Source organism: Leclercia tamurae (assembly GCF_025566055.1).
In the GTDB taxonomy this organism is placed as follows: domain Bacteria; phylum Pseudomonadota; class Gammaproteobacteria; order Enterobacterales; family Enterobacteriaceae; genus Enterobacter; species Enterobacter tamurae.
On sequence record NZ_JAMHKS010000078.1, the window covers coordinates 430,269 to 452,094 of the forward strand.

Sequence of the window (21,826 nt, forward strand, 5' to 3'; positions counted from 1 at the left end):
CTCGAAGAGGGGTTTTATACGCTTACTGCTGCGGTACAACCGGTGCGGCTGGTGGCGCCGGAACCGCTGGCGTGGCAGGTGCGCCCGGTACGCCCAGGTTCAGCGTCGGAACGCCAAACATGCCGACAAACTCTTCCAGCGGCATTTTCTGACCGTTCAGAGTTACCTGACCGTTGCTGTACTGCAGGCTGGTGCTGATCACGTTATCTTCCACGGTGGTGATGCGGAACATCTGACCCATCGCCGCCAGGCCTTTCACCTGCTGGCTGGCCAGCTTGCCGGCGTCATCTTCGTTATAACCTTCCAGCTTCGCAATTTGGGTCATGAACTCGGTCGCCATGTCCATCGGAATGGTCAGCTTGCTCTCCAGCGATTTCACGCTGCGATCCACTTCCTGAGCCAGGGTCTGCGCTTCAGCCGTGGCGGTGGCCGGATCTTTCAGGAATAGCGACAGGTTGAAGTTGGTCTCGCCTTTGCTGTTTTTCCAGCTCAGCGGCGCCAGGGTCACCACCGGCTCGCCTTTGAGCAGGATCGGCAGGCTGCTGAAGAAGACTTCTGTCGCTTTCTGCTGATACAGGGCCGGGTTTTCCATCAGCGTTTTATCTGCCATCAACGCCTGGCTCTGGGTACGATACTGCTGGCTGAACTGGTGCCACGCCTGGCCGTCGATATTGCCGATTTTCAGCGTCAGCTTGCCAGCACCCAGATCCTGGTTCTGCACCTTCAGGCTCTTCAGGCTGTAATCCAGCTGGCTGTTGACGCTCTTACCGTCTTTCGACAGCTCAGCCTTACCGGTCAGATCCGTTCCTTCCAGCACCGCCATCTCTTTGCCTTCAATGGCGATAGCCAGCTTATCAAGGGTCAGTTTTTGATCGCCAATGCGCTCGTCAAAGTCGGTCAGATGGCTGTTACCGTCGGTTTTCAGGTTGTTGAAGGTGATCTGTACTCGTTGATCGTACTGATTAACTGCATTGATCAGACCGCTTGCCGCCTCACCTTTCAGGGAGAAGGTCTTGCCGTCACGATCGGCATCCAACTGGAAGTTGCCGCCGCTGAACGCCACTTTTTCGTCAGCACTCTCATAATTCAACGCTTTCAGGTCGATATCGGAGCGGGTATCACCGGCATAGCTGATGCGGGTATTGACCTCGAACGGGGATTCATTCTTCGCCAGATCGAACAGTGGTTTGGAGGCTTCGTTGTTCACCAGCGTCGATTTTACCGAGGCCATGGACGGGATAAGGTTAAAATGCTTCAGCTGGGCCAGCGGGAAGGGGCCGTGATCAACCACTTCGTCCAGCACCAGGCTTTCTCCTGGTTGCAGCCATGGGTTCTGCGTGCCCGCGACCGGTTTAAGCACCAGTTGCAGATGACTTTTAAACAGACCGCGCTGGTAATCCTGATAGCTCAACTCCAGACCGGCTTCCGGTGCGGTACGCTTGAGTTCGCTATTGGCCTGCGCCACCATCTCTGCCAGACGGCTTTCCAGCTGTTTCCCGGTATACCAGGAAGCCCCCGTCCAGACCACCCCTAATGCAACAATAACGCCTGCAGCTATAACCGATTTCTTCATCGTGATTATCCCTAAAATGAAACCGAGCGGTAAAAACCGCCCGGTGAGGTCATAAGATTACCAATAGCTTAGCAATAAATGTTAAAAAATTCAGCAGGTCACTATAGCTTGTTGAAAACCCGGGCCAGACGGCCCACGCCGCTGACGCTAACCGGCGAGTCACTGGCGGCAATAAACGCCGACTCGCCCGGCTTCAGCACCAGACGCTCATCGCCTTTGCTGACCAGCGCTTCTCCCTCGACGCAGAACAGGATCGCCGCGCTCTGCTGGGCAATCTCAGCGTCGGCGCTGCTGAGGTCGTGCAGCGAGAAGGCAAAATCCTCCACCGGGATTGGGAAGTCCAGCTCCGGGCCATTTTTCACCGGCTGGGTCAGCAGTTCAGCCGCCGGTTTGGCGACGAATTTAACGTTAGCCACCAGCTCAGGAATATCGATGTATTTCGGCGTCAGGCCCGCACGCAGCACGTTATCGGAGTTGGCCATCACCTCCAGCGCCACGCCTTTAAGGTAGGCGTGCGGGGTTTCGGCGAACAGGAACATCGCTTCACCCGGCTCCAGCTTCACCACGTTCAGCAGCAGCGGTGAGAACAGGCCGCTGTCGTCCGGGTAAAATTCCGAAATCACGCGGATGGTCTGCCACGGCTCGCCCTGCTGGCTGTTCAGCGCCGCTTTTAGGACCCCCAGCGCGCGGGATTTTTCGTCGCCCTGCATGTTCAGCAGGCTGGCAAAGAGGTGGCTCAGGCGATCGGCATCCGGCTTTTCGAGGAAGTGGGCAATGGCGCTGTGCGCCCCGGCCACCGGCTGCAGCAGGGAGACAATTTCAGAGAATTCGCGGAAGGCGTTCATCGCCAGGAACGGCGTTAAGGCAAACACCAATTCTGGTTTGTGGTTTGGATCTTTGTAGTTACGCTCGGCGGCATCCAGGGGAATACCCGCCGCATTCTCTTTGGCAAAGCCCGCTTCGGAGGCTTGCTTGTTAGGGTGAACCTGAATGGAGAGCGGCTGATCGGCGCACAGCACCTTAAAGAGGAACGGCAGTTCGCCAAAACGATCGGCGACTTTACTGCCCAGCAGCGTGGCTTTATCCGCGTCGATGACCTCGCGCAGGGAACGCTCCCCGCGGGCATCGGTAATTTTTGAGCTGCTCTTCGGATGCGCGCCCATCCACAACTCTGCCATCGGCAGATTGTCCGGGTTGGCGATACCGTAGAGATCCGTTAACGCAGTTTTACTTCCCCAGGCGTAGTTCTGCACTGAGTTGATGAGTTTTTGCATTATCAAGCCCTGTTTCAAATGTGGAATTAACTGCCCGTATTAAAGCAATAAACCGTCCGGAAGTAACCTGCGCACGGAAAAAGTCGTACTAGTCTCAGTTTTTGTTAAAAAATTGTGTAGGATAAGCCAACTCGCTTTTAAGCAGGGCAAACGGAACATCTGCCTGAACCATAATCAGCAATGTCGTAAGTGAGAGATCAATGTCGAATAAACCCTTCCATTATCAGGATCCTTTCCCGCTGGCAAAGGATCAGACCGAGTATTACCTGTTAACCCGCGACCACGTCTCTGTCTCTGAGTTTGAAGGACAGGAGATCCTGAAGGTTGACCCGCAGGCGCTGACCTTACTGGCGCAACACGCCTTCCACGATGCCTCCTTCATGCTGCGCCCGGCACATCAGCAGCAGGTGGCGGATATCCTCAGCGACCCGCAGGCCAGTGAGAACGACAAATACGTCGCCCTGCAGTTCCTGCGTAACTCCGATATCGCGGCGAAAGGTATTCTGCCGACCTGTCAGGACACCGGCACCGCCATCATCACCGGTAAAAAAGGCCAGCGCGTCTGGACCGGCGGTGGCGACGAAGCGGCTCTGGCGCACGGCGTGTATAACACCTACATCGAAGACAACCTGCGCTACTCGCAAAACGCCGCGCTGGATATGTACAAAGAGGTGAATACCGGCACCAACCTGCCGGCGCAGATCGACATCTACAGCGTCGACGGCGACGAATACAAATTCCTCTGCATCGCCAAAGGCGGCGGTTCAGCCAACAAAACCTATCTTTATCAGGAAACCAAGGCGTTGCTCTCTCCGGGCAAGCTGAAAAACTACCTGGTGGAGAAGATGCGCACCCTCGGCACCGCGGCCTGCCCGCCGTACCATATCGCGTTTGTTATCGGTGGCACCTCGGCGGAAAGCACCCTGAAAACCGTCAAGCTGGCCTCCACCAAATACTACGACGGCCTGCCGACCGAAGGTAACGAGCACGGTCAGGCGTTCCGCGACATCCAGCTGGAGCAGGAGCTGCTGGTGGAAGCGCAGAACCTCGGCCTCGGCGCGCAGTTTGGCGGCAAATATTTTGCCCATGATATCCGCGTGATCCGCCTCCCGCGTCACGGCGCCTCCTGCCCGGTGGGGATGGGCGTCTCCTGTTCCGCAGACCGCAACATCAAGGCTAAGATCAACCGCGACGGGATCTGGATCGAAAAACTGGAAAACAACCCAGGCAAATACATTCCGGAAGAATTACGTAAAGCGGGCGAGGGCGAAGCGGTCCACGTTGACCTTAACCGTCCAATGAGCGAGATCCTCGCCCAGCTGTCGCAGTACCCGGTCTCCACCCGCCTGTCGCTGAACGGCACCATCATCGTCGGCCGCGACATCGCGCACGCTAAGCTGCAGGAGCGTCTGGATAATGGCGAAGGGCTGCCGCAGTACGTTAAAGATCACCCGATCTACTACGCAGGCCCGGCGAAAACGCCGGACGGCTATGCCTCCGGCTCCCTGGGCCCAACCACCGCCGGACGCATGGACTCCTACGTGGATCAGCTCCAGGCCAACGGCGGGAGCATGATCATGCTGGCGAAGGGCAACCGCAGCCAGCAGGTGACCGATGCCTGCCACAAACACGGCGGCTTCTACCTCGGCAGCATCGGCGGCCCGGCCGCAGTACTGGCCCAGGGCAGCATCAAAAGCCTCGAGTGCGTGGAGTACCCGGAGCTGGGGATGGAAGCAATCTGGAAAATTGAAGTGGAAGATTTCCCGGCGTTTATCCTCGTGGATGACAAAGGCAACGACTTCTTCAAACAGATCCAGTCTTCCCAGTGTGCGGCCTGTGTGAAATAGTTTGAAAACCCGCCGGGTGGCGCAACGCCACCCGGCACAAAAAGAGCGCACAAAGCGCCATACCCTTTCCCCGTTCTCATCAATACTTGTTTCTTTGAGCTGTGAGCAATCCACTTCAGTGTTATCAAGGAGAAAGTAATGACCACCTCACGCAGTGAGAAAGATTCGATGGGTGCCATCGACGTCCCGCAGGACAAACTCTGGGGCGCGCAAACCCAGCGTTCGCTGGAACATTTCCGTATTTCCACTGAAAAAATGCCGGTTTCGCTGATCCAGGCTCTGGCGCTGACCAAACGTGCTGCCGCCAAAGTAAACCAGGATTTAGGCCTGCTGGCGGCGGAAAAAGCCACCGCGATTATCAACGCTGCCGATGAAGTGCTTGCCGGCAAGCATCCCGATGAATTCCCGCTCGCCATCTGGCAGACCGGTTCCGGCACCCAGAGCAACATGAACATGAACGAGGTGCTGGCCAACCGCGGGAGCGAACTGCTCGGCGGCGTGCGCGGTATGGAGCGCAAAATCCACCCCAACGATGACGTTAACAAAAGCCAGAGTTCCAACGACGTTTTCCCGACGGCGATGCACGTGGCGGCGCTGATTGCCCTGCGCGAGCAGCTGATCCCCCAGTTGAGGGTGCTCAAACAGACCCTCGATGACAAAGCCCAGGCCTTTGCCGATATCGTCAAAATTGGCCGTACTCATCTGCAGGATGCCACGCCCCTGACCCTCGGCCAGGAGATCTCCGGCTGGGTGGCGATGCTCGAGCACAACCTGCGCCATATCGACCACAGCCTGCCGCACCTGGCGGAGCTGGCGCTGGGCGGTACCGCGGTGGGCACCGGGCTCAACACCCATCCTGAATATGCAGTGCGCGTGGCGGAAGAGCTGGCGACCATCACCGGCCAGCCGTTTGTCACCGCGCCGAACAAGTTCGAAGCGCTGGCTACCTGCGATGCGCTGGTCCATGCCCACGGGGCGCTGAAAGGGTTGGCGGCCTCGCTGATGAAGATCGCCAACGACGTGCGCTGGCTGGCCTCCGGGCCGCGCTGCGGCATCGGCGAGCTCAGCATTCCCGAGAACGAGCCGGGCAGCTCCATCATGCCGGGCAAGGTCAACCCGACCCAGTGCGAAGCCATGACCATGCTCTGCTGTCAGGTGATGGGCAACGACGTGGCGGTGAACATGGGGGGGGCCTCGGGCAACTTTGAGTTGAACGTCTATCGCCCGATGGTGATCCATAACTTCCTGCAGTCTGTGCGACTGCTGGCGGACGGGATGGAGAGCTTCAACGAGCACTGCGCGGTGGGCATTGAGCCGAACCGCGAGCGCATCAGCCAGCTGCTTAATGAGTCGCTGATGCTGGTGACGGCGCTCAATACCCATATCGGCTACGACAAGGCGGCGGAAATTGCTAAAAAAGCGCACAAAGAGGGGCTGACCCTGAAAGACGCCGCTCTGGCGCTGGGGTATCTCACCGAGGCCGAGTTCGACAGCTGGGTTCGCCCGGAAGAGATGGTCGGCAGCCTGAAATAGTTACTCCGCCACGTACAGGTGCAGCCGCGGAATGATTAAGCGCAGCGGCTGTGCCTGCGGCTTATAGCGATGCTGAACGTTATCAGCATCGTAATTCAGCAGTTCACCAATATCCGGGATCATCGCCCCCTGGTCAGTGTCGTACAGGGCGATCAACGGCGTCGGGCAGGCATACTGGACCTGCTTCTGCTGTCCGGCATACCAGACCCGGGCGATGGGTTGCACCTTCACCGGCCGTTTGATCTTCAGCCGCGCCTCCGCCGGTAGGGAATGAATGGCGGTGTACTCCGCCTCCAGCCGCTCCACCCACTGATCCCGGGACCAGGGCGCCACGGCGCGCGGGGACCTGAGGCTTTTCTCCAGCATCGCCAGCACTTCATCGCGGGTGAAATTTTTGATGATGTGCTTATTGGCCCAGCCGAAGCGCAGGGTGGCGGGGTGGTTGATAACCGTTAAGGTGCGGTAGGCGTTGAGAGTAATCAACCCCGGGAGCTGATGATGCACCCACTCAAAGCGGGCGGCGGGGGCCAGTCCCGACTCCTCGGTGACGATTTTTTCAAATTCCGCCTTCAGGGCGTTAATGCTCGCGATCTGGTCCGTCAGCTGCGCCCTATGGGCGGCATCGCTCTGCAGGCAGATCACTCCCGGCAGGCGCACGGCGGCCTTGCTGCTGCGGGTTTCCGACTGCTGCTGAATAAACAGGTGGCGGTAATGTTGCAGCGCCATCGCCAGCGCCTCCTTGCCGATGTGCTGCTTCACCGCGATAGCATTGAGCGGATCGTGCTCGGCGCCTTTGGCGACGTCAGGCAGGGAAAAGACGCGGCCCGCCAGTAAGCGGCAGGATTGCAGATCGTCCGTGAGTTGCGCCAGCTCATGCTCCATCTGGCGGAAGGTTGAGTTTAAGCGTTCGAGCAGATCGTAAGTTGCCATAGCACACCACATTAGTTACAACATACTCATTATATAGCACAGCACGCCGGGTCAGGCCAGCGTGCGGTTTGGGTCAGTCAGGGATCGGCAGGGCGATGTGGTGCCAGACGGGCCAGGTAAAGCAGAACCGGGCTCCGCCGAGATCGCTCGCGTCACAGCTGACGTCGCCCCCCAGCGCCTGGGCAATAGAGTGGACGATCGCCAGCCCGAGGCCGCAGCCACCGGTGGCGCGGTCCCGGCTCGGGTCGAGACGGACAAAGGGCTCAAACACCTGCTGGCGAGCCTCTGGCGCGATGCCTGGGCCATCATCTTCCACCGACAGCGTGGCGCGACTGCCGTTCAGCTGCAGCGAAATCCGCAGGGTGTTATCGCTGTAGCGCAGGGCGTTATTGACCAGGTTATCCAGCACCCGCTCCATCAAACGCATATCCAGCGCGCCATAGTCCCCGTTCATGCTGTCGATCAGCAGCCTGCGCTGGGGGTTGACGCTCTGCACGTCCTCAACGTAGCTGCGCAGCCAGCCGGGCAGGTCCGGGGTGGTGAGCTTCAATTCGTTCTGTGGACGGTCGAGGCGGGCATAGGTCAGCAGTTCTTCGATCAGCGCTTCAAGCTGGCCGATATCACGGTTCAGCGCCTGCGACTCCGCCGCGGTCAGGTTTTCACTCATCTCCAGCCGGTAGCGCAGGCGCACCAGGGGGGTACGCAGCTCGTGGGCGATACCGTCGATCAGCTGTTTTTTACTGGCGATCAGGGCGTTGATGTTGTCAGCCATCTGGTTAAAGGCCACGCCGAGGCGCTCAAAGCTGGACCCGCTGTTGAAGTGGATCCGCTCGGTCAGATGCCCGTCGCCAAAACGCTGGGCGGCGGCCTCGAGGCGCAGCATGTCCTGCCAGTGGGGGCGCATCCAGATAAACACCGGAAAGGCCAGCGAAATGGCGATAAAGGCCAGCAGGGCGATATCCAGCAGGCGCATCTGGTGCAGGAAGTAGAGATAGGGCACCGGGCCGACCGCCAGCACATAGTGGCTGCGCGGGATACGCTGGATAAAGGTGTATTGATCGTCCAGCGCCACGATGTCACCGCCACGCAAACGCTGCATGGTCGGGGCATCCAGGTCGTACTTTTTCAGCGGTTCGATGCGCAGTTTAAAAGACAGATTCAGATCCAGCTCTTTGATGGTGCGCGCCCAGTCGTGAGGGGGGATCTCACGCAGTTCGCTGCGCATCAGATAGAGCGAGCTTTTCATCAAATCATCCAGCGACTGCCTGCCCGCGCGCTCGGCGGTGAACTTGTAGACCAGCCCGACCAGCATGGTCATTACCAGGAAGCAGACAAACAGCAGGAGGTAAAACTGCACAAAAAGTTTTTTCATAAACGTACCCGGCGAAAGTGTTCAGATATCCCAGGCGTGCGGCGCGAAGAGATAGCCTTTGTTACGCACGGTTTTAATCCGGAAGGGTTCGGTAGCGTTATCCAGCAGCTTTTTGCGCAGGCGGGAGATCGCCACGTCCACGCTGCGGTCCATGCCATCGTAGCTGACGCCGCGCAGGTTTTTCAGCAGCGCGTCCCGGTCCATGATCTGTCCGGCATGGGTCGCCAGCTCCCACAGCAGATCGAAATCTGCCGTCGACAGCGCCACCTGCTCACCGGCCAGCAGCACCTGACGATTCACCGGATCGATGGATAGCGTGCCAAATCTCAGGGCTTTATGCGGGGTTAACAGCGGGGTGGAGGCATCACCGGAGGCCGCAAGGTGCTGGCGCAGATGCAGGCGCAGGCGTGCGAGCAGCACCGCCGGCGGGGTGGTTTTCAGAATATAGTCGTTGGCTCCCATCTCGAGGGACAAAATATGGTTCATGTCGCTGTCGAGGGAGGTCAGCAGCACAATCGGGCCCTGCCAGCGGGCACGCAGATCCCGGCACAGGGTCATACCGTCTTTACCGGGTAACATAATATCCAGCAGCACCAGATCGGGTTTTTCGCTCGCCACTACCTCTTCGGCACGGTCCCCGCGCGGTTCGACGATGACGTCCATATCATGTTTAGCCAGATACGCGGCTATCAGCTGGCCGACTTCGGGTTCATCTTCAACGTATACGATCTTGTTCATAGCCAGTCTGCGTCTGCGAAAAAAACCAACATACACCGCATAACCTTAACCTTACATTAATCATTCGCAAATAGTTGCCGTTCCGCTATGCTGCCGGGGATTGTTATTCAATTGTTAAGGGAAAAGGGATGGGACTGGTGATAAAAGCGGCCATCGGCGCGCTGGTGGTTTTACTGATTGGCATACTGGCAAAAACGAAAAATTATTACATCGCCGGGTTGCTGCCGTTGTTCCCGACTTTTGCCCTGATTGCGCACTATATTGTCGCCTCCGAGCGCGGCATCGAGGCGCTGCGCACCACCATTATCTTTGGCATGTGGGCAATTATTCCGTACTTCCTCTATCTGCTGTCACTGTGGTACTTCATCGGCGTGATGCGTCTGCCCCTGGCGCTGGGCGGGGCAGTGGTCTGCTGGTGCCTCAGCGCCTGGGTGTTAATCTTCTGCTGGAGCCGTTTTCACTAGCGTAACGGCCGCCCGCCATCGACGCCGAACGACCGGCCGGTCACATAGCAGCTGGTCAGAATGTAGTCGATTAAGTCGATCACCTCTTTTTCACCGGGGGCGATCTTCATCAGCGATTTATTCAGCGCCTGCTGGCGATAGTCGGCATCGTCGTGCTCGTTAAACAGGATCAGCGATGGGGCGATAGCGTTGACCTTCACCTCCGGCGCCAGCTTGCGGGCAAACGAGCGGGTCATGTTATCCAGCGCGGCTTTGCTGGCAGCATAGGCAATATGCTTATCGCTGCCACGTTCCACCACGTAGTCGGTGAAGTGGATGATGTCGCTGGCAGCATGGCCATGACCGCGAAGCAGATCCTGCAGGGCATGGTTCAGCAGGTAGGGGGCGTGAACGTGGATCTGCAGCATGCAGGAGAGGGTTTCGCTGAGCGAGGTCCCCGGAGTTTCCGACATCCATGCGCTGGCGTTATGAATGATACCGCGTAACGCCGGGGTTTCGGCTTTCACGCGCTCGGCAAAGGCCAGGATTCCGTCGTCAGTGGAAAAATCGGCCTGAATGCAGGTCGCGCCCGCCTCGCACAGGGTGGCAATCGCGGGATATTTCGTCCGATAGCTGACGATCACCGGCTGATGAAGATTCAGAAAGTGGTGGGCAAGCGCGAGGCCGATGCGACGGCCTCCGCCAGTAATCAGGATCGGGAGCGGCTTTGCGTGTCCCATCGTATTCTCCTTATCCGTTCGACGATGGGAAAAGTCGCTTATCCCATCAGCATCCACGTTGCCGGTAATGCGGCAACCAGTAACATTCCAATCAACACCATTTCACGGCGTTTAAGCGCGTGTTGCAGCTGATGCGTACGTCGGGCGTAAATAAACACCAGCAGCCCAGGCGCATAAAGTACCACGGAGAGCAGCAGATGCATCGGACCAGAGGCATACAGCAGCCATAAGCCATAAATACAGGCTCCCATCCCCACGACGGTGTGCATCGGGCGGGTGGCTATTTTTAACAAATATGCGCCCACCAGGAAATAGGGTACCAGAATCATTTCCGAGGCGATGGTTAACAGCGTGTTATAGTCCGAACCTGTGAGCCAGATCAGCACCAGACAAACCTGCACGCTGATGTTGGTCAGCCACAGCGAGGCGGAAGGGGCACTGTTTTTGTTCTGACGGGCAAACAGACGGGGAAACGCTTTATGCGTCGCGGCCAGGAACGGCACTTCGGCCGCCATAATGGTCCAGCTCAGATAGGCTCCGCAGACCGACACGATCAGCCCTGCGGCAATCACCACCTCGCCCCAGGAACCCATCATTTTGACCATCAGGCCCGCCATCGACGGGTTACGCATCTCCGCCAGCTCAGGACGGGCGACCACGCCCAGAGAGAGCAGGGTAACCAGCAGATAAACGGTCAGCGCAGCCAGCACCGCCAGCAGCGTGGCGCGGCCAACATCCTGCTTATTGCGCGCCCGGGCCGACACCACCACCGCGCCTTCCACCCCGATAAACACCCACAGGGTGATGAGCATGGTGTTTTTCACCTGCTCCCAGACCGGGACGCCCAGCGCCACGCCGGAAAAGTCCATGCTAAACACATCGAGACTAAACGCGATAAACGCCAGCACGACAAACAGCCCCAGCGGCACCAGCTTCGCCAGGGTGGCGACCAGGTTAATGCTCGCAGCGGTCTGCACGCCGCGCAGCACCAGGAAATGGACGAACCACAGCAGCACCGAGGAGCCGACGATGGATTGCCAGGTATTGCCATCGCCAAACAGGCGCAGTTCAGGCGTATCGGTAAAGAAACTCAGCGCAGAGAAGACGATCACCAGATAAGAGACGTTGGCGATCACCGCGCACAGCCAGTAACCCCATGCGGAACAGAAGCCCACCAGCTCACCAAAGCCTTCACGGGCGTAGGTGAAGATGCCGCCGTCGAGATCGGGACGGATGCGCGTCAGCAGCAGCATGGCGAAGGCCAGCAGCAGGATCCCGACACCGGTGATCCCCCAGCCGATAAGCAGCGCGGACGGGCTGGCAACGGCTGCCATATTCTGCGGCAGACTGAATACACCTGCACCGAGCATGGAGCTCAAAACAAGCGCAGTTAAAGCGCTCAGGCCAAGTTTCTTTTCCATTGGCTTCCTTTTTAAAAAGGGTCAGATCCAGAATAATTATTACGTCGAAGCGCATAAAAATGGTGGATCACACTAAGGCGCGGGATTTTACGGAGTGTCACGAAGGCATGCAATGAGGAAGGGCTGAATTGTGCTTAAAAAGCCAAAAAAAGGCGGCATTACGCCGCCTCTGAGTATCTGATGACTTATTTGTACAGATCGGCGCTGATGGTGATGTTATTACCGCGTTCCTGCCACTGGCGGGTGATGTGGTAATACTTGGCCCCTTTCTTCGCCGCACGCTTCGCCACCTGGTAGGAGATTTCGGTCATGTTGCCGTAGTTACCGGTGAACTTGATGCTGTCGAACGGCACCATCTGCGCAGCAGTGGCGTTGTTCAGCTCTTCAATTTTGGTGCCGTCGTTGAGGGTAACGCTGTAGCGGCCGCCTTTGGTGGTCTGGGTTTCAAAGAAACGGCCCACACCGGCAACGGAGGCTCCAGGCGCTGCGCTGGTTGCCACGCCAGGGATTTCCACTTTCTTCGCTTCTTCGCCGCCTTTGGCAATCGCTGCGCGACCTGCCTCAGAGTTGGCCGGGATAGCATCCGGGCTCTGCAGAACGCGTTTTTTGGCGTCTTTTTTGTAGACGTAGGCGGTGATGCGCTGGTTGCCGCCATCGTTGGCATCAATCTGACGAACGATGTAGTAAGAGTCAGCCCCTTTCGCCTTCGCGGCTTTGGTGATGGCGTCATTCACATCCGGCTGGCTGCGGTAGAAGCCCTGAACGGTGACGGTATCAAACGGTTCAAGCATCACGGCCTGATCTTTAGGCAGCTCCATCACATTGTTGATAACGCGATTTTTCTGCACTTCCGCTTTTGGGGCATTCTCTTTATACAGTGCAACGGTTACGCGCTGGTTGCCGCTGCTGCCGTATTCGGAGTTATCCACGACGTAAAATGCGGCGGCGCCCTCTTTATCGGCGCGTTTGGAGGCGGCATTGACCGCATCGCCAATGGAGTTAAAACGACCTACGATCGTAACGCTATCGTAAGGTTTCGTAGCAGCCGCTTGCTCCGGCGTTAACTCTGTTGCGGCATTGGCAGACAGGGCGGTCGCAGCAAGGAGTGCGGACGCCAGGAGAGTGTTCTTAAGCTTCATAAAAATAATCCTTCGCCTTACGCAAACCAGGTACTGGTCTAATTGTTAATTTGAAAACGTTGACGATTATGGCATTTAACACCCGTCGCTGTCTGCGCGATTTTTCACGACCGGTGCGGAGTAAGTTGCCAAAATATATAACCTTTACTGATATGTTGAAAAAACACGCGTTTGACCAGTAAAACTCATAAAGCATATGACTTTCACAAGTTGATTTAATGTTAATAAGTTGTTTCTGGCTGGGGCTATATCGTGTTTTTGCCGCTTCGCCTGAGCTAAACATCGGCCCTGGCGGTGAAATAAGAGCAGATATGCCTGTCTGAGACCCCGATCGCTTATTTTTGACAGATAAAGTCATAAATAGTGTTTTCTTGCTGTGGATCACAGGCGGTATTTTCAGTAGGTTATAGAAAGTTTGTTACTGTTTTATTTTCTGCGGGTAGAGGTAAGTGACAGGTTAAGCCCTGTCACTGCTGTCGTATACCCGTGATGAATGTTCGACAAACCATCATCAAAAACCGATGGAAGGGATTACTATGCGTATTGGGGTACCAAGAGAACGGTTTGCCAATGAAACCCGCGTAGCGGCGACACCAAAAACGGTGGAGCAGTTGCTCAAACTGGGTTTTACCGTCGCGGTTGAAAGCGGCGCGGGCAAGCTGGCAAGTTTCGATGACGAGGCGTTTATTCAGGCTGGCGCAGAGGTTGTCGACGGCGATAACGTCTGGCATTCGGACATTATTCTGAAGGTCAATGCACCGGAAGAGAATGAAATCGCGCTGCTCAATCCGGGCACCACGCTGGTGAGCTTTGTCTGGCCGGCGCAAAACCCGGAGCTGATGGAGAAGCTGGCGGCGCGTGGCGTCACCGCGATGGCGATGGACTCTGTGCCGCGCATCTCGCGTGCGCAGTCGCTGGACGCCCTCAGCTCAATGGCGAATATTGCGGGCTACCGTGCCATCGTCGAAGCTGCACACGAATTTGGTCGCTTCTTTACCGGACAGATCACCGCGGCGGGTAAAGTTCCCCCGGCGAAGGTGATGGTTATCGGGGCAGGTGTCGCCGGTCTGGCCGCCATTGGCGCAGCCAACAGCCTGGGCGCGATTGTCCGTGCCTTTGACACCCGTCCGGAAGTGAAAGAGCAGGTGCAGAGTATGGGCGCCGAGTTCCTTGAGCTGGACTTTAAAGAAGAGGCTGGCAGCGGCGACGGTTACGCCAAAGTGATGTCCGAAGCCTTTATCAAAGCTGAGATGGCGCTGTTCGCCGCCCAGGCGAAAGAGGTGGACATTATTGTCACCACCGCGCTGATCCCGGGTAAACCGGCGCCGAAGCTGATCACCCGTGAAATGGTCGACGCCATGAAGGCCGGTAGCGTGATCGTCGATCTGGCTTCGCAAAATGGCGGCAACTGCGAATACACCGTTCCGGGCGAGGTTACCACTACCGCCAACGGCGTGAAGGTGATCGGCTATACCGATCTGCCGGGCCGTCTGCCGACCCAGTCCTCTCAGCTGTACGGTACCAACCTGGTCAACCTGCTGAAGCTGCTGTGCAAAGAGAAAGACGGCAACATCACCGTTGATTTTGACGACGTAGTGGTGCGCGGCGTAACCGTGGTTCGCGAGGGTGAAATCACCTGGCCAGCACCGCCGATTCAGGTCTCTGCGCAGCCGCAGGCAGCAGCCAAAGCCGCGCCGGCACCAAAAGAGCCGGAAAAACCGGCGTCCCCGTGGCGTAAGTTTGCCTTTATGGCGCTGGCAATCATCCTGTTCGGCTGGCTGGCAGATGTCGCACCGAAGGAGTTCCTCGGACACTTCACCGTCTTTGCGCTCTCCTGCGTGGTGGGTTACTACGTGGTCTGGAACGTCTCCCATGCGCTGCATACGCCGCTGATGTCGGTTACCAACGCCATCTCCGGGATCATCGTGGTCGGGGCGTTACTGCAGATTGGTCACGGCGGCTGGGTCAGTTTCCTCAGCTTTATCGCGGTACTGATCGCCAGTATCAATATTTTCGGTGGCTTCACCGTGACTCAGCGCATGCTGAAAATGTTTCGTAAGGGATAAGGGGTAACCTATGTCTGGAGGATTAGTTACAGCTGCATACATTGTTGCCGCGGTCCTGTTTATTTTCAGCCTCGCGGGGCTTTCAAAACATGAAACGTCGCAGCAGGGTAACAACTTTGGTATCGCCGGGATGGCGATTGCGCTGATTGCCACCATCTTCGGGCCGGACACCGGCAACGTGGCGTGGATCCTGGTGGCGATGATCATCGGCGGTGCGATTGGTATCCGTCTGGCGAAGCGCGTTGAAATGACCGAAATGCCGGAGCTGGTGGCGATCCTGCACAGCTTCGTGGGTCTTGCAGCGGTGCTGGTAGGCTTTAACAGCTACCTGTATCACGAGCCGGGGATGGAGCCGATTCTGGTGAACATCCACCTGACCGAAGTATTCCTCGGGATCTTCATCGGTGCGGTGACCTTTACCGGTTCTATCGTGGCGTTCGGCAAGCTGCGCGGCAAGATCTCTTCTAAACCGCTGATGCTGCCAAACCGTCACAAGCTGAACCTGGCGGCGCTGGTCGTCTCCTTCGTGCTGATGGTGGTGTTTGTGCGCACCGACAGCGTGGGCATGCAGGTGCTGGCTCTGCTGGTGATGACCATCATCGCCCTGGCCTTCGGCTGGCACCTGGTGGCCTCCATCGGTGGCGCAGATATGCCGGTGGTGGTCTCTATGCTGAACTCCTACTCCGGTTGGGCGGCAGCAGCGGCGGGCTTTATGCTGAGCAACGACCTGCTGATCGTGACCGGTGCGCTGGTGGGTTCGAGCGGGGCGATCCTCTCCTACATCATGTGTAAGGCGATGAACCGTTCGTTCTTCAGCGTGATTGCCGGGGGCTTTGGCACCGACGGACAGACCTCCAGCGGTGACGACGAGGTGGGTGAGCATCGTGAGATCAATGCCGAAGATACCGCTGACATGCTGAAGAACTCCCACACGGTGATCATCACCCCGGGCTACGGCATGGCGGTAGCGCAGGCTCAGTATCCGGTTGCGGAAATCACCGAGCGTCTGCGTGCCCGCGGCATCAAGGTGCGCTTTGGTATTCACCCGGTTGCCGGGCGTCTGCCGGGCCACATGAACGTGCTGCTGGCGGAAGCGAAAGTACCGTACGACATCGTGCTGGAGATGGACGAGATCAACGACGACTTCTCCGACACCGATACCGTGCTGGTGATTGGCGCGAACGATACCGTTAACCCGGCCGCGCAGGACGATCCTAACAGTCCTATCGCCGGTATGCCGGTTCTGGAAGTGTGGAAGGCGCAGAACGTTATCGTCTTCAAACGCTCCATGAACACCGGTTACGCTGGGGTACAGAACCCGCTGTTCTTCAAAGAGAACACCCACATGCTGTTTGGCGATGCCAAGGCCAGCGTGGATGCGATCCTGAAAGCGCTGTAATTCGGCAACGTACCCTAAAAAAACCGCCCATCTGGGCGGTTTTCTCATTTCTGCAGGCTGTGCACGCTCACTGTCTATACTTTCCTTTTTTGCGTAAAGGGAGGAGGGAGCATGCAGTTCTTGTCACGTTTCGATTTTTTGACGTTAATGATGACCCCCAGATTCTGGATTGGCTTTGCCACGGTGACGGTGGTAACCCTGCTGATCTACTGGCTACTGAAACGCCTCATCACCTTTGTCCATAAGGGCATTACCAACTGGGGTGACAAACATCCCGCTACCCACAAAATGCATTTTGTCCTCACGGAGATGCTCAACAGAACCAGCCGGGTCCTGCTGTTTGTGGTCGCCTTTCTGTTTAGCCTGCGGTTTGTCGAACTGCCGGATCGCCTCTACGGCGCCCTGAGCCATGCCTGGTTCCTGGTGCTGGCGATTCAGGTGGCGCTGTGGATGGATCAGGGGGTGGTCTCCTGGCTACGGCACGTGATGCTGACCCCGGGCAGCCACAAAAACCCCGTTACCCTGGTGATCACCGGGCTGATCCTGCGGGCGATTGTCTGGTCAGTGATGCTGCTGTCTATTCTGGCCAACGCAGGCGTCAACATCACTGCGCTGGTGGCCAGCCTGGGGGTAGGGGGTATTGCCATTGCGCTGGCGGTACAGACCATTCTCAGCGACGTTTTTGCCTCGCTCTCCATTGGTTTCGACAAGCCCTTTGAGATCGGGGATTTTGTGGTGTTCAACGACGTGGCCGGGACGGTGGAGCATATTGGCCTTAAGACGACGCGTATTCGCAGCCTGAGCGGGGAACAGATTGTCTGCGGTAATGCGATCCTGCTTCAGCAAACCCTGCATAACTACAAGCGGATGCAGACCCGTCGTATCGTCTTTACCTTCGGCGTGGCCAGCGATACGCCGCCGGAAAAGCTGCGGGTTATTGGCGATAACGTGAAGAAGATCATCACTGATATCGGCGAAACGCGTTTTGACCGCGCCCACCTGCTCGGTTTTGATAAGGACAGGCTCACCTTTGAGGTGGTGCATATCGTCAACACGGCGGATTACAACAAGTACATGGATATCCAGCAGGAGATCAATATCCGTATTCTTGAGAGCCTGAATGATGAAGGGGTAAAACTGGCCTTGCCGAGCATGGTTCTGCATGCGCCCTGGATGAAAGAGGGCGAGAGCGTACAGCCGTCCTCTCAACCCGTCACTCAGAGCTAAAAAAAAGCCCGCCGTTAAGGCGGGCTTTCTCACTGTTAATCGTCTTCGTCGTCGTCCAGCTCAACCGGCGTTTGAAACTGATCCGGCTTAATGACCAGCAGGTCACAGCGCAGATGATCGATCACCTGTTCCGCCGTATTACCGAGGAAGGCGGCAGAGATACCGGTGCGGCCGATGGTGCCCAGCACCACGATCCCCGCCTGCAGATGCTCTGACAGATCCGGGATCACCTCTTCAGGCAGACCTTTCTCGACGTGGGTCAACTTCTCATCGATACCGAATTTCTGTCGCAACGCTTTCATCGCCAGCAGGTGCTGGCCGCGAATGGCGTCGTTATACACGCTCGGATCAAATTCCGGCAGTTCGATAGCAATGTTAATCGGGGTAATCGGGTAGGCGCCCACCAGGTGGACTTCGGTATGGTTGACCTGCTCGGCGAGCTGGATGGTCTCTTTCACCAGCTTTTCGTTCAGGGCGTTGTGATAGTTCTCTTCGCTGGCGAGATTCACCGCCACCACCGCTTTACCGCCTTCCGGCCACGGCTGGTCTTTCACCATCCACACCGGGCACGGGCATTTACGCAGCAGGTGCCAGTCGGTCGGGGTGAAGATCACCGCTTCCAGCTTGTCGTGCTGGTGGGCCATCTTCAGCAACAGGTCATGTTTGCCGCTGACCACTTCCTGGATGATGGCTTCGAACGGACGGTTGTGCCACACCACTTTGATTTCAATGGGGACACCGGCTTCAAGATAGAATTTTGCCTGCTCGCGGATCCAGGCGGTACGCTGGCTGATCACTCCCTGACGCATAGCGGTGCGTTCGTCAGGCGACAGAAGGGTGGTCATTTCGTAAGAAAAGTCATATATCGGCAGAAACGCTTTAATTCTGCCACCAATCCGTTGATGTAAATAGACAGCTCGTCGTAACGCCGGTTGATCGTCCTGATTAGGATCGATGGCCACCAGCATGTTTTGATACTTTGCCATACAGGTCTCCTTACTACTGTCACCACAGTCTGTAAGTAAAAGAGTAACCTATATATCTGAATTGAAACAGGGGGGGAGATTTGCCAGATCAATAAATCAGTAAAATTATCGATCTGGCAGGGGAGTCAGAAGACGTTATGCCACGTTACGCGAGTGGCCCGCCAGCACTGCCAGCGCTTCACCGTTTTCAATGGTGATATATTTGCCTTTCACCGCCAGCATCCCGCTTTTCTGGAAACGACCCAGCAGACGGCTGATGGTTTCTACGGTCAGGCCCAGATAGTTACCGATATCGCCACGGGTCATGGTGAGACGGAACTCACGCGGTGAAAAACCCCGCTCGGCGAAACGACGGGAGAGATTGTAGATAAACGCCGCTAGACGCTCTTCAGCGTTCTTTTTGGACAGCAGCAGGATCATGTCCTGATCGCCTTTGATCTCCCCGCTCATCAGACGCATCATCTGCTGGCGCAGGTTGGGCATTTTACCTGACAGGTCGTCGAGGGTTTCAAACGGAATTTCGCAAACCATTGAGGTTTCCAGCGCCTGCGCAAAGCTCGGGTGGTTACCGGTGCCAATGGCATCAAAGCCCACCAGATCGCCCGCCAGGTGGAAGCCGGTGATCTGCTCGTCGCCCTGTTCGGTGATGGTATAGCTCTTGATGGTGCCAGAACGGATAGCGTACAGCGATTTCAGTTCGTCTCCCGCTTTAAACAGCGTCTGCCCTTTCTGAATCGGCTTTTTACGCTCGATAATATTATCAAGCTGATCAAGCTCGTGCTCATTCAGGGTAAACGGGATACAGAGCTGGCTGATGCTGCAGTCCTGACAATGGATAGCACAACCGCCAGACTGAATGCGTCGAATAATTCGCTTTTCCGGGATCATAGGTTTGCTCAAGCCTTAATTGATATTGGTCAATTTTAACATCTTTTTGCACCCGGCGTAAGCCTGGCAAACCATCAATCAGGACAAGAAGCGTGAATGCGGTAGCATGTTCTTGAAATTCCACAAATTAGCTGCGGACTTTATCGCTAACACATGGAAAATTAAGCACTAAAAGCCTGGAACTACAGCAATAAATACCCTTCATGACGCAGCAACCACTCCTTGCGCTGCACCCCACCGGCATAGCCGGTCAGGGTACCGTTGCGGCCGATCACGCGATGGCAGGGCACCACAATACTGACCGGGTTTGACCCGTTCGCGGCACCCACCGCGCGCGCTGCGCCCGGGCGTCCGAGCTGTTCCGCCAGCTGACCATAATGCATCACCTGGCCGCAGGGAATGGTTCGCAACGCCTGCCAGACTTCACGCTGAAAAGGGGTGCCGGCCGTGGCGGTCGGCAGGGTGTCAATAATGCTGAGATCGCCCTCGAACCAGGCGGTCAGCTTATCGCTAAGCCCGCCTGGATTGCTGGCGCTGATACGCTCGTAGCCCTCCGCCCGGTAGTGGATATTGAGCAGCTCCACCATCCGGTTGCTGTGCTCCTCCCACTCGACGGCGCGCAGGTTGAACTGCTCATCCGCAATCACCCACAGTGGCCCCAGCGGGGTGGCAATTTTATCTTCGAGTAATCTCAGCATATGCTCTTCCTTAATTCAGTCGCGGGTAGACTCCCGGCCCGATGGGCAGGCCGACAAGATACCATGCCACCAGCATGAGCAACCATACTCCTAAAAAGATAAGCGGATACGGCAGCACCAGCGAATAGTAGGTACCCAGTTTGGCCTCGGGCTTGTAGCGCTGCAGGAAGCCTAAAAACAGCGGCACGAACGGCGACACCGGGGCCAGCGGGATCACTGAAGAATCCGCCACGCGGAACAGGATCTGCGCGAACGCCGGGTGGAAGCCCAGCAGCATAAACATCGGCACGAAGATCGGGGCCAGAATCGACCAGATGGCCGAGCCGCTGGCGATAAACATGCACAGCAGGGAGGAGAGCAGCGCCAGGCCGACAAACGCGGGCACGCCGCTCAGTCCGGCGGTTTCCAGCAGGTCGGTCAGGCCCACCGCCATAAACTTGCCCATGTTGCTCCAGTTAAACATGGCCACAAACTGCGCCAGCGGGAACACCATTACGATAAACCCAGCCATCTCCTTCATCGGTTCGATCATCAGCTGAGGCAGATCGCCCTGACGACGCACTTTCCCGGTGGCGATGCCGTACGCCAGCGACACCACAAAGAAGAAGAGAATGATCAGCGGCACGATGCCTTTGATAAACGGCGAGGGCAGCACGGTGTGCTGGACCGGATCGCGCAGAATGCCGTTCTCCGGCACCACCATCAGGGCGATGGCGGCGATAAACAGCAGGGACACTACTCCGGCAACGCGCAGCCCGCGACGCTGCTCCGGCGACAGCGCATCCAGCTTCTCGTCGCTGCTACCCTGCCATTTGCCCAGACGCGGCTCCACGATCTTATCGGTGATCAACCCCCCGACAATCGTCAGCACAATCACCGAGCTGGCCATAAAGTACCAGTTGTCGATCACGCTGACGTGCATCGCAGCATTGATGGTTTTGGCCGCTTCGGTGCTGATGCCGGAGAGCAGCACGTCGGTGGTGACGATCAGCAGGTTAGCGGTAAAACCACACCCGACCCCGGCAATCGCCGCCAGCAGGCCTGCCACCGGATGACGTCCGACGGCGAGGAAGATCAGCGCGCCCATCGGGGGCATGATCACCAGTGCCGCATCCGAGGAGATATGGCTGAAGAAGGCGATAAACAGCACCATATAGCTGGCGTAACGCGCGTTGACCTGAGAGGCCATTTTCACCATCAGGGCCGGCAGCAGGCCGGAACGTTCGGCCAGTCCGGCACCCAGCACCAGGGCGAGGATCGCCCCCAGCGGGGCAAAGCCGCTAAAGTTTTTGATCACATTCGGTAAAAACCAGTGCAGCCCTTCGACGCTCAGCAGGTTTTTAACTGCCACCATGCTGCCATCGGCCGGGTTGCGGGCGCTGACGTCAAAGGCCGACAGCACGGCGGTGGCCGCGGCCAGGATCACAATCAAATAAATGAACAGCAGGAAAGGGTGCGGCACTTTGTTGCCGACTCTTTCAACCCAACCATAGAGCTTACCGGATGGGGAATGCGAAGGTATGGAAGACATACTCATGGGCGTTCCTCGGGA

General features: G+C 57.2%; 18 protein-coding genes. 6 read left to right on the forward strand and 12 right to left on the reverse strand.

The window, feature by feature from the left end:
* Positions 1–22: 22 nt before the first annotated feature.
* Complete coding sequence (locus tag M8318_RS22015; RefSeq protein WP_262664519.1) at positions 23–1,573, reverse strand: YdgA family protein; 1,551 nt, start codon at positions 1,571–1,573, stop codon at positions 23–25.
* A gap of 101 nt (positions 1,574–1,674) precedes the next feature.
* Positions 1,675–2,847, reverse strand: coding sequence for a mannose-6-phosphate isomerase (gene manA, locus M8318_RS22020; protein WP_262664521.1), 1,173 nt, complete (start codon positions 2,845–2,847; stop codon positions 1,675–1,677).
* Between the two features lie 200 nt (positions 2,848–3,047).
* Here manA and fumA point away from each other — a divergent pair, with 200 nt between their 5' ends.
* On the forward strand, positions 3,048–4,694 hold the full coding sequence (gene fumA, locus M8318_RS22025; RefSeq protein WP_106993746.1) for a class I fumarate hydratase FumA: 1,647 nt from the start codon (positions 3,048–3,050) through the stop codon (positions 4,692–4,694).
* Positions 4,695–4,832: 138 nt separating this feature from the next.
* Positions 4,833–6,227, forward strand: a complete 1,395-nt coding sequence (gene fumC, locus M8318_RS22030; protein WP_262664524.1) for a class II fumarate hydratase — start codon at positions 4,833–4,835, stop codon at positions 6,225–6,227.
* Here fumC and tus read toward each other — a convergent pair whose 3' ends face one another.
* From tus to rstA, 3 genes are all read right to left on the reverse strand, one after another.
* Positions 6,228–7,157, reverse strand: a complete 930-nt coding sequence (tus, locus tag M8318_RS22035) for a DNA replication terminus site-binding protein (protein WP_262664526.1) — start codon at positions 7,155–7,157, stop codon at positions 6,228–6,230. It abuts the gene before it with no gap.
* Between the two features lie 73 nt (positions 7,158–7,230).
* Positions 7,231–8,529 (reverse strand): two-component system sensor histidine kinase RstB, encoded by a 1,299-nt coding sequence (rstB, locus tag M8318_RS22040; protein ID WP_262664528.1) that lies wholly within the window; start codon positions 8,527–8,529, stop codon positions 7,231–7,233.
* Between the two features lie 21 nt (positions 8,530–8,550).
* Positions 8,551–9,267, reverse strand: a complete 717-nt coding sequence (gene rstA, locus M8318_RS22045; RefSeq protein ID WP_262664530.1) for a two-component system response regulator RstA — start codon at positions 9,265–9,267, stop codon at positions 8,551–8,553.
* Between the two features lie 128 nt (positions 9,268–9,395).
* Here rstA and M8318_RS22050 point away from each other — a divergent pair, with 128 nt between their 5' ends.
* On the forward strand, positions 9,396–9,731 hold the full coding sequence (locus M8318_RS22050; protein ID WP_106993753.1) for a GlpM family protein: 336 nt from the start codon (positions 9,396–9,398) through the stop codon (positions 9,729–9,731).
* On the opposite strand, the gene folM is transcribed toward M8318_RS22050, so the two are convergent.
* The 3 genes from folM to ydgH all read right to left on the reverse strand — a co-directional run bounded on the left by folM (position 9,728) and on the right by ydgH (position 13,010).
* A complete protein-coding gene (gene folM / locus M8318_RS22055) occupies positions 9,728–10,450 on the reverse strand; it encodes a dihydromonapterin reductase (RefSeq protein ID WP_262664531.1) in 723 nt (240 codons plus the stop codon). The two genes, M8318_RS22050 and folM, sit on opposite strands and share 4 nt — an antisense overlap.
* A 38-nt stretch (positions 10,451–10,488) precedes the next feature.
* A complete protein-coding gene (locus tag M8318_RS22060; RefSeq protein WP_262664532.1) occupies positions 10,489–11,871 on the reverse strand; it encodes an amino acid permease in 1,383 nt (460 codons plus the stop codon).
* Between the two features lie 185 nt (positions 11,872–12,056).
* Positions 12,057–13,010 (reverse strand): DUF1471 family protein YdgH, encoded by a 954-nt coding sequence (gene ydgH / locus M8318_RS22065; RefSeq protein WP_225758930.1) that lies wholly within the window; start codon positions 13,008–13,010, stop codon positions 12,057–12,059.
* 536 nt (positions 13,011–13,546) lie between these two features.
* Here ydgH and pntA point away from each other — a divergent pair.
* From pntA to M8318_RS22080, 3 genes are all read left to right on the forward strand, one after another.
* Positions 13,547–15,076: a Re/Si-specific NAD(P)(+) transhydrogenase subunit alpha gene (gene pntA / locus M8318_RS22070; protein ID WP_262664533.1), complete on the forward strand. Its 1,530-nt coding sequence runs from the start codon at positions 13,547–13,549 to the stop codon at positions 15,074–15,076.
* 10 nt (positions 15,077–15,086) lie between these two features.
* Positions 15,087–16,475 carry a Re/Si-specific NAD(P)(+) transhydrogenase subunit beta gene (pntB, locus tag M8318_RS22075; RefSeq protein WP_225758928.1) on the forward strand — a complete coding sequence of 463 codons (1,389 nt, stop codon included), beginning with the start codon at positions 15,087–15,089 and terminating at the stop codon, positions 16,473–16,475.
* A gap of 111 nt (positions 16,476–16,586) precedes the next feature.
* Positions 16,587–17,702, forward strand: a complete 1,116-nt coding sequence (locus tag M8318_RS22080) for a mechanosensitive ion channel family protein (RefSeq protein WP_262664534.1) — start codon at positions 16,587–16,589, stop codon at positions 17,700–17,702.
* A gap of 35 nt (positions 17,703–17,737) precedes the next feature.
* On the opposite strand, the gene uspE is transcribed toward M8318_RS22080, so the two are convergent.
* The 4 genes from uspE to abgT form a co-directional block, all read right to left on the reverse strand.
* Complete coding sequence (gene uspE / locus M8318_RS22085) at positions 17,738–18,688, reverse strand: universal stress protein UspE (RefSeq protein WP_262664535.1); 951 nt, start codon at positions 18,686–18,688, stop codon at positions 17,738–17,740.
* Positions 18,689–18,823: 135 nt separating this feature from the next.
* Positions 18,824–19,576 (reverse strand): fumarate/nitrate reduction transcriptional regulator Fnr, encoded by a 753-nt coding sequence (fnr, locus tag M8318_RS22090; RefSeq protein WP_032617879.1) that lies wholly within the window; start codon positions 19,574–19,576, stop codon positions 18,824–18,826.
* A gap of 182 nt (positions 19,577–19,758) precedes the next feature.
* Positions 19,759–20,274, reverse strand: a complete 516-nt coding sequence (gene ogt, locus M8318_RS22095; protein WP_262664536.1) for a methylated-DNA--[protein]-cysteine S-methyltransferase — start codon at positions 20,272–20,274, stop codon at positions 19,759–19,761.
* 10 nt (positions 20,275–20,284) lie between these two features.
* The gene (gene abgT, locus M8318_RS22100) at positions 20,285–21,811 is read right to left on the reverse strand and encodes a p-aminobenzoyl-glutamate transporter (RefSeq protein WP_262664537.1); all 1,527 of its coding nucleotides are present in this window, start codon (positions 21,809–21,811) and stop codon (positions 20,285–20,287) included.
* Positions 21,812–21,826: the final 15 nt, after the last annotated feature.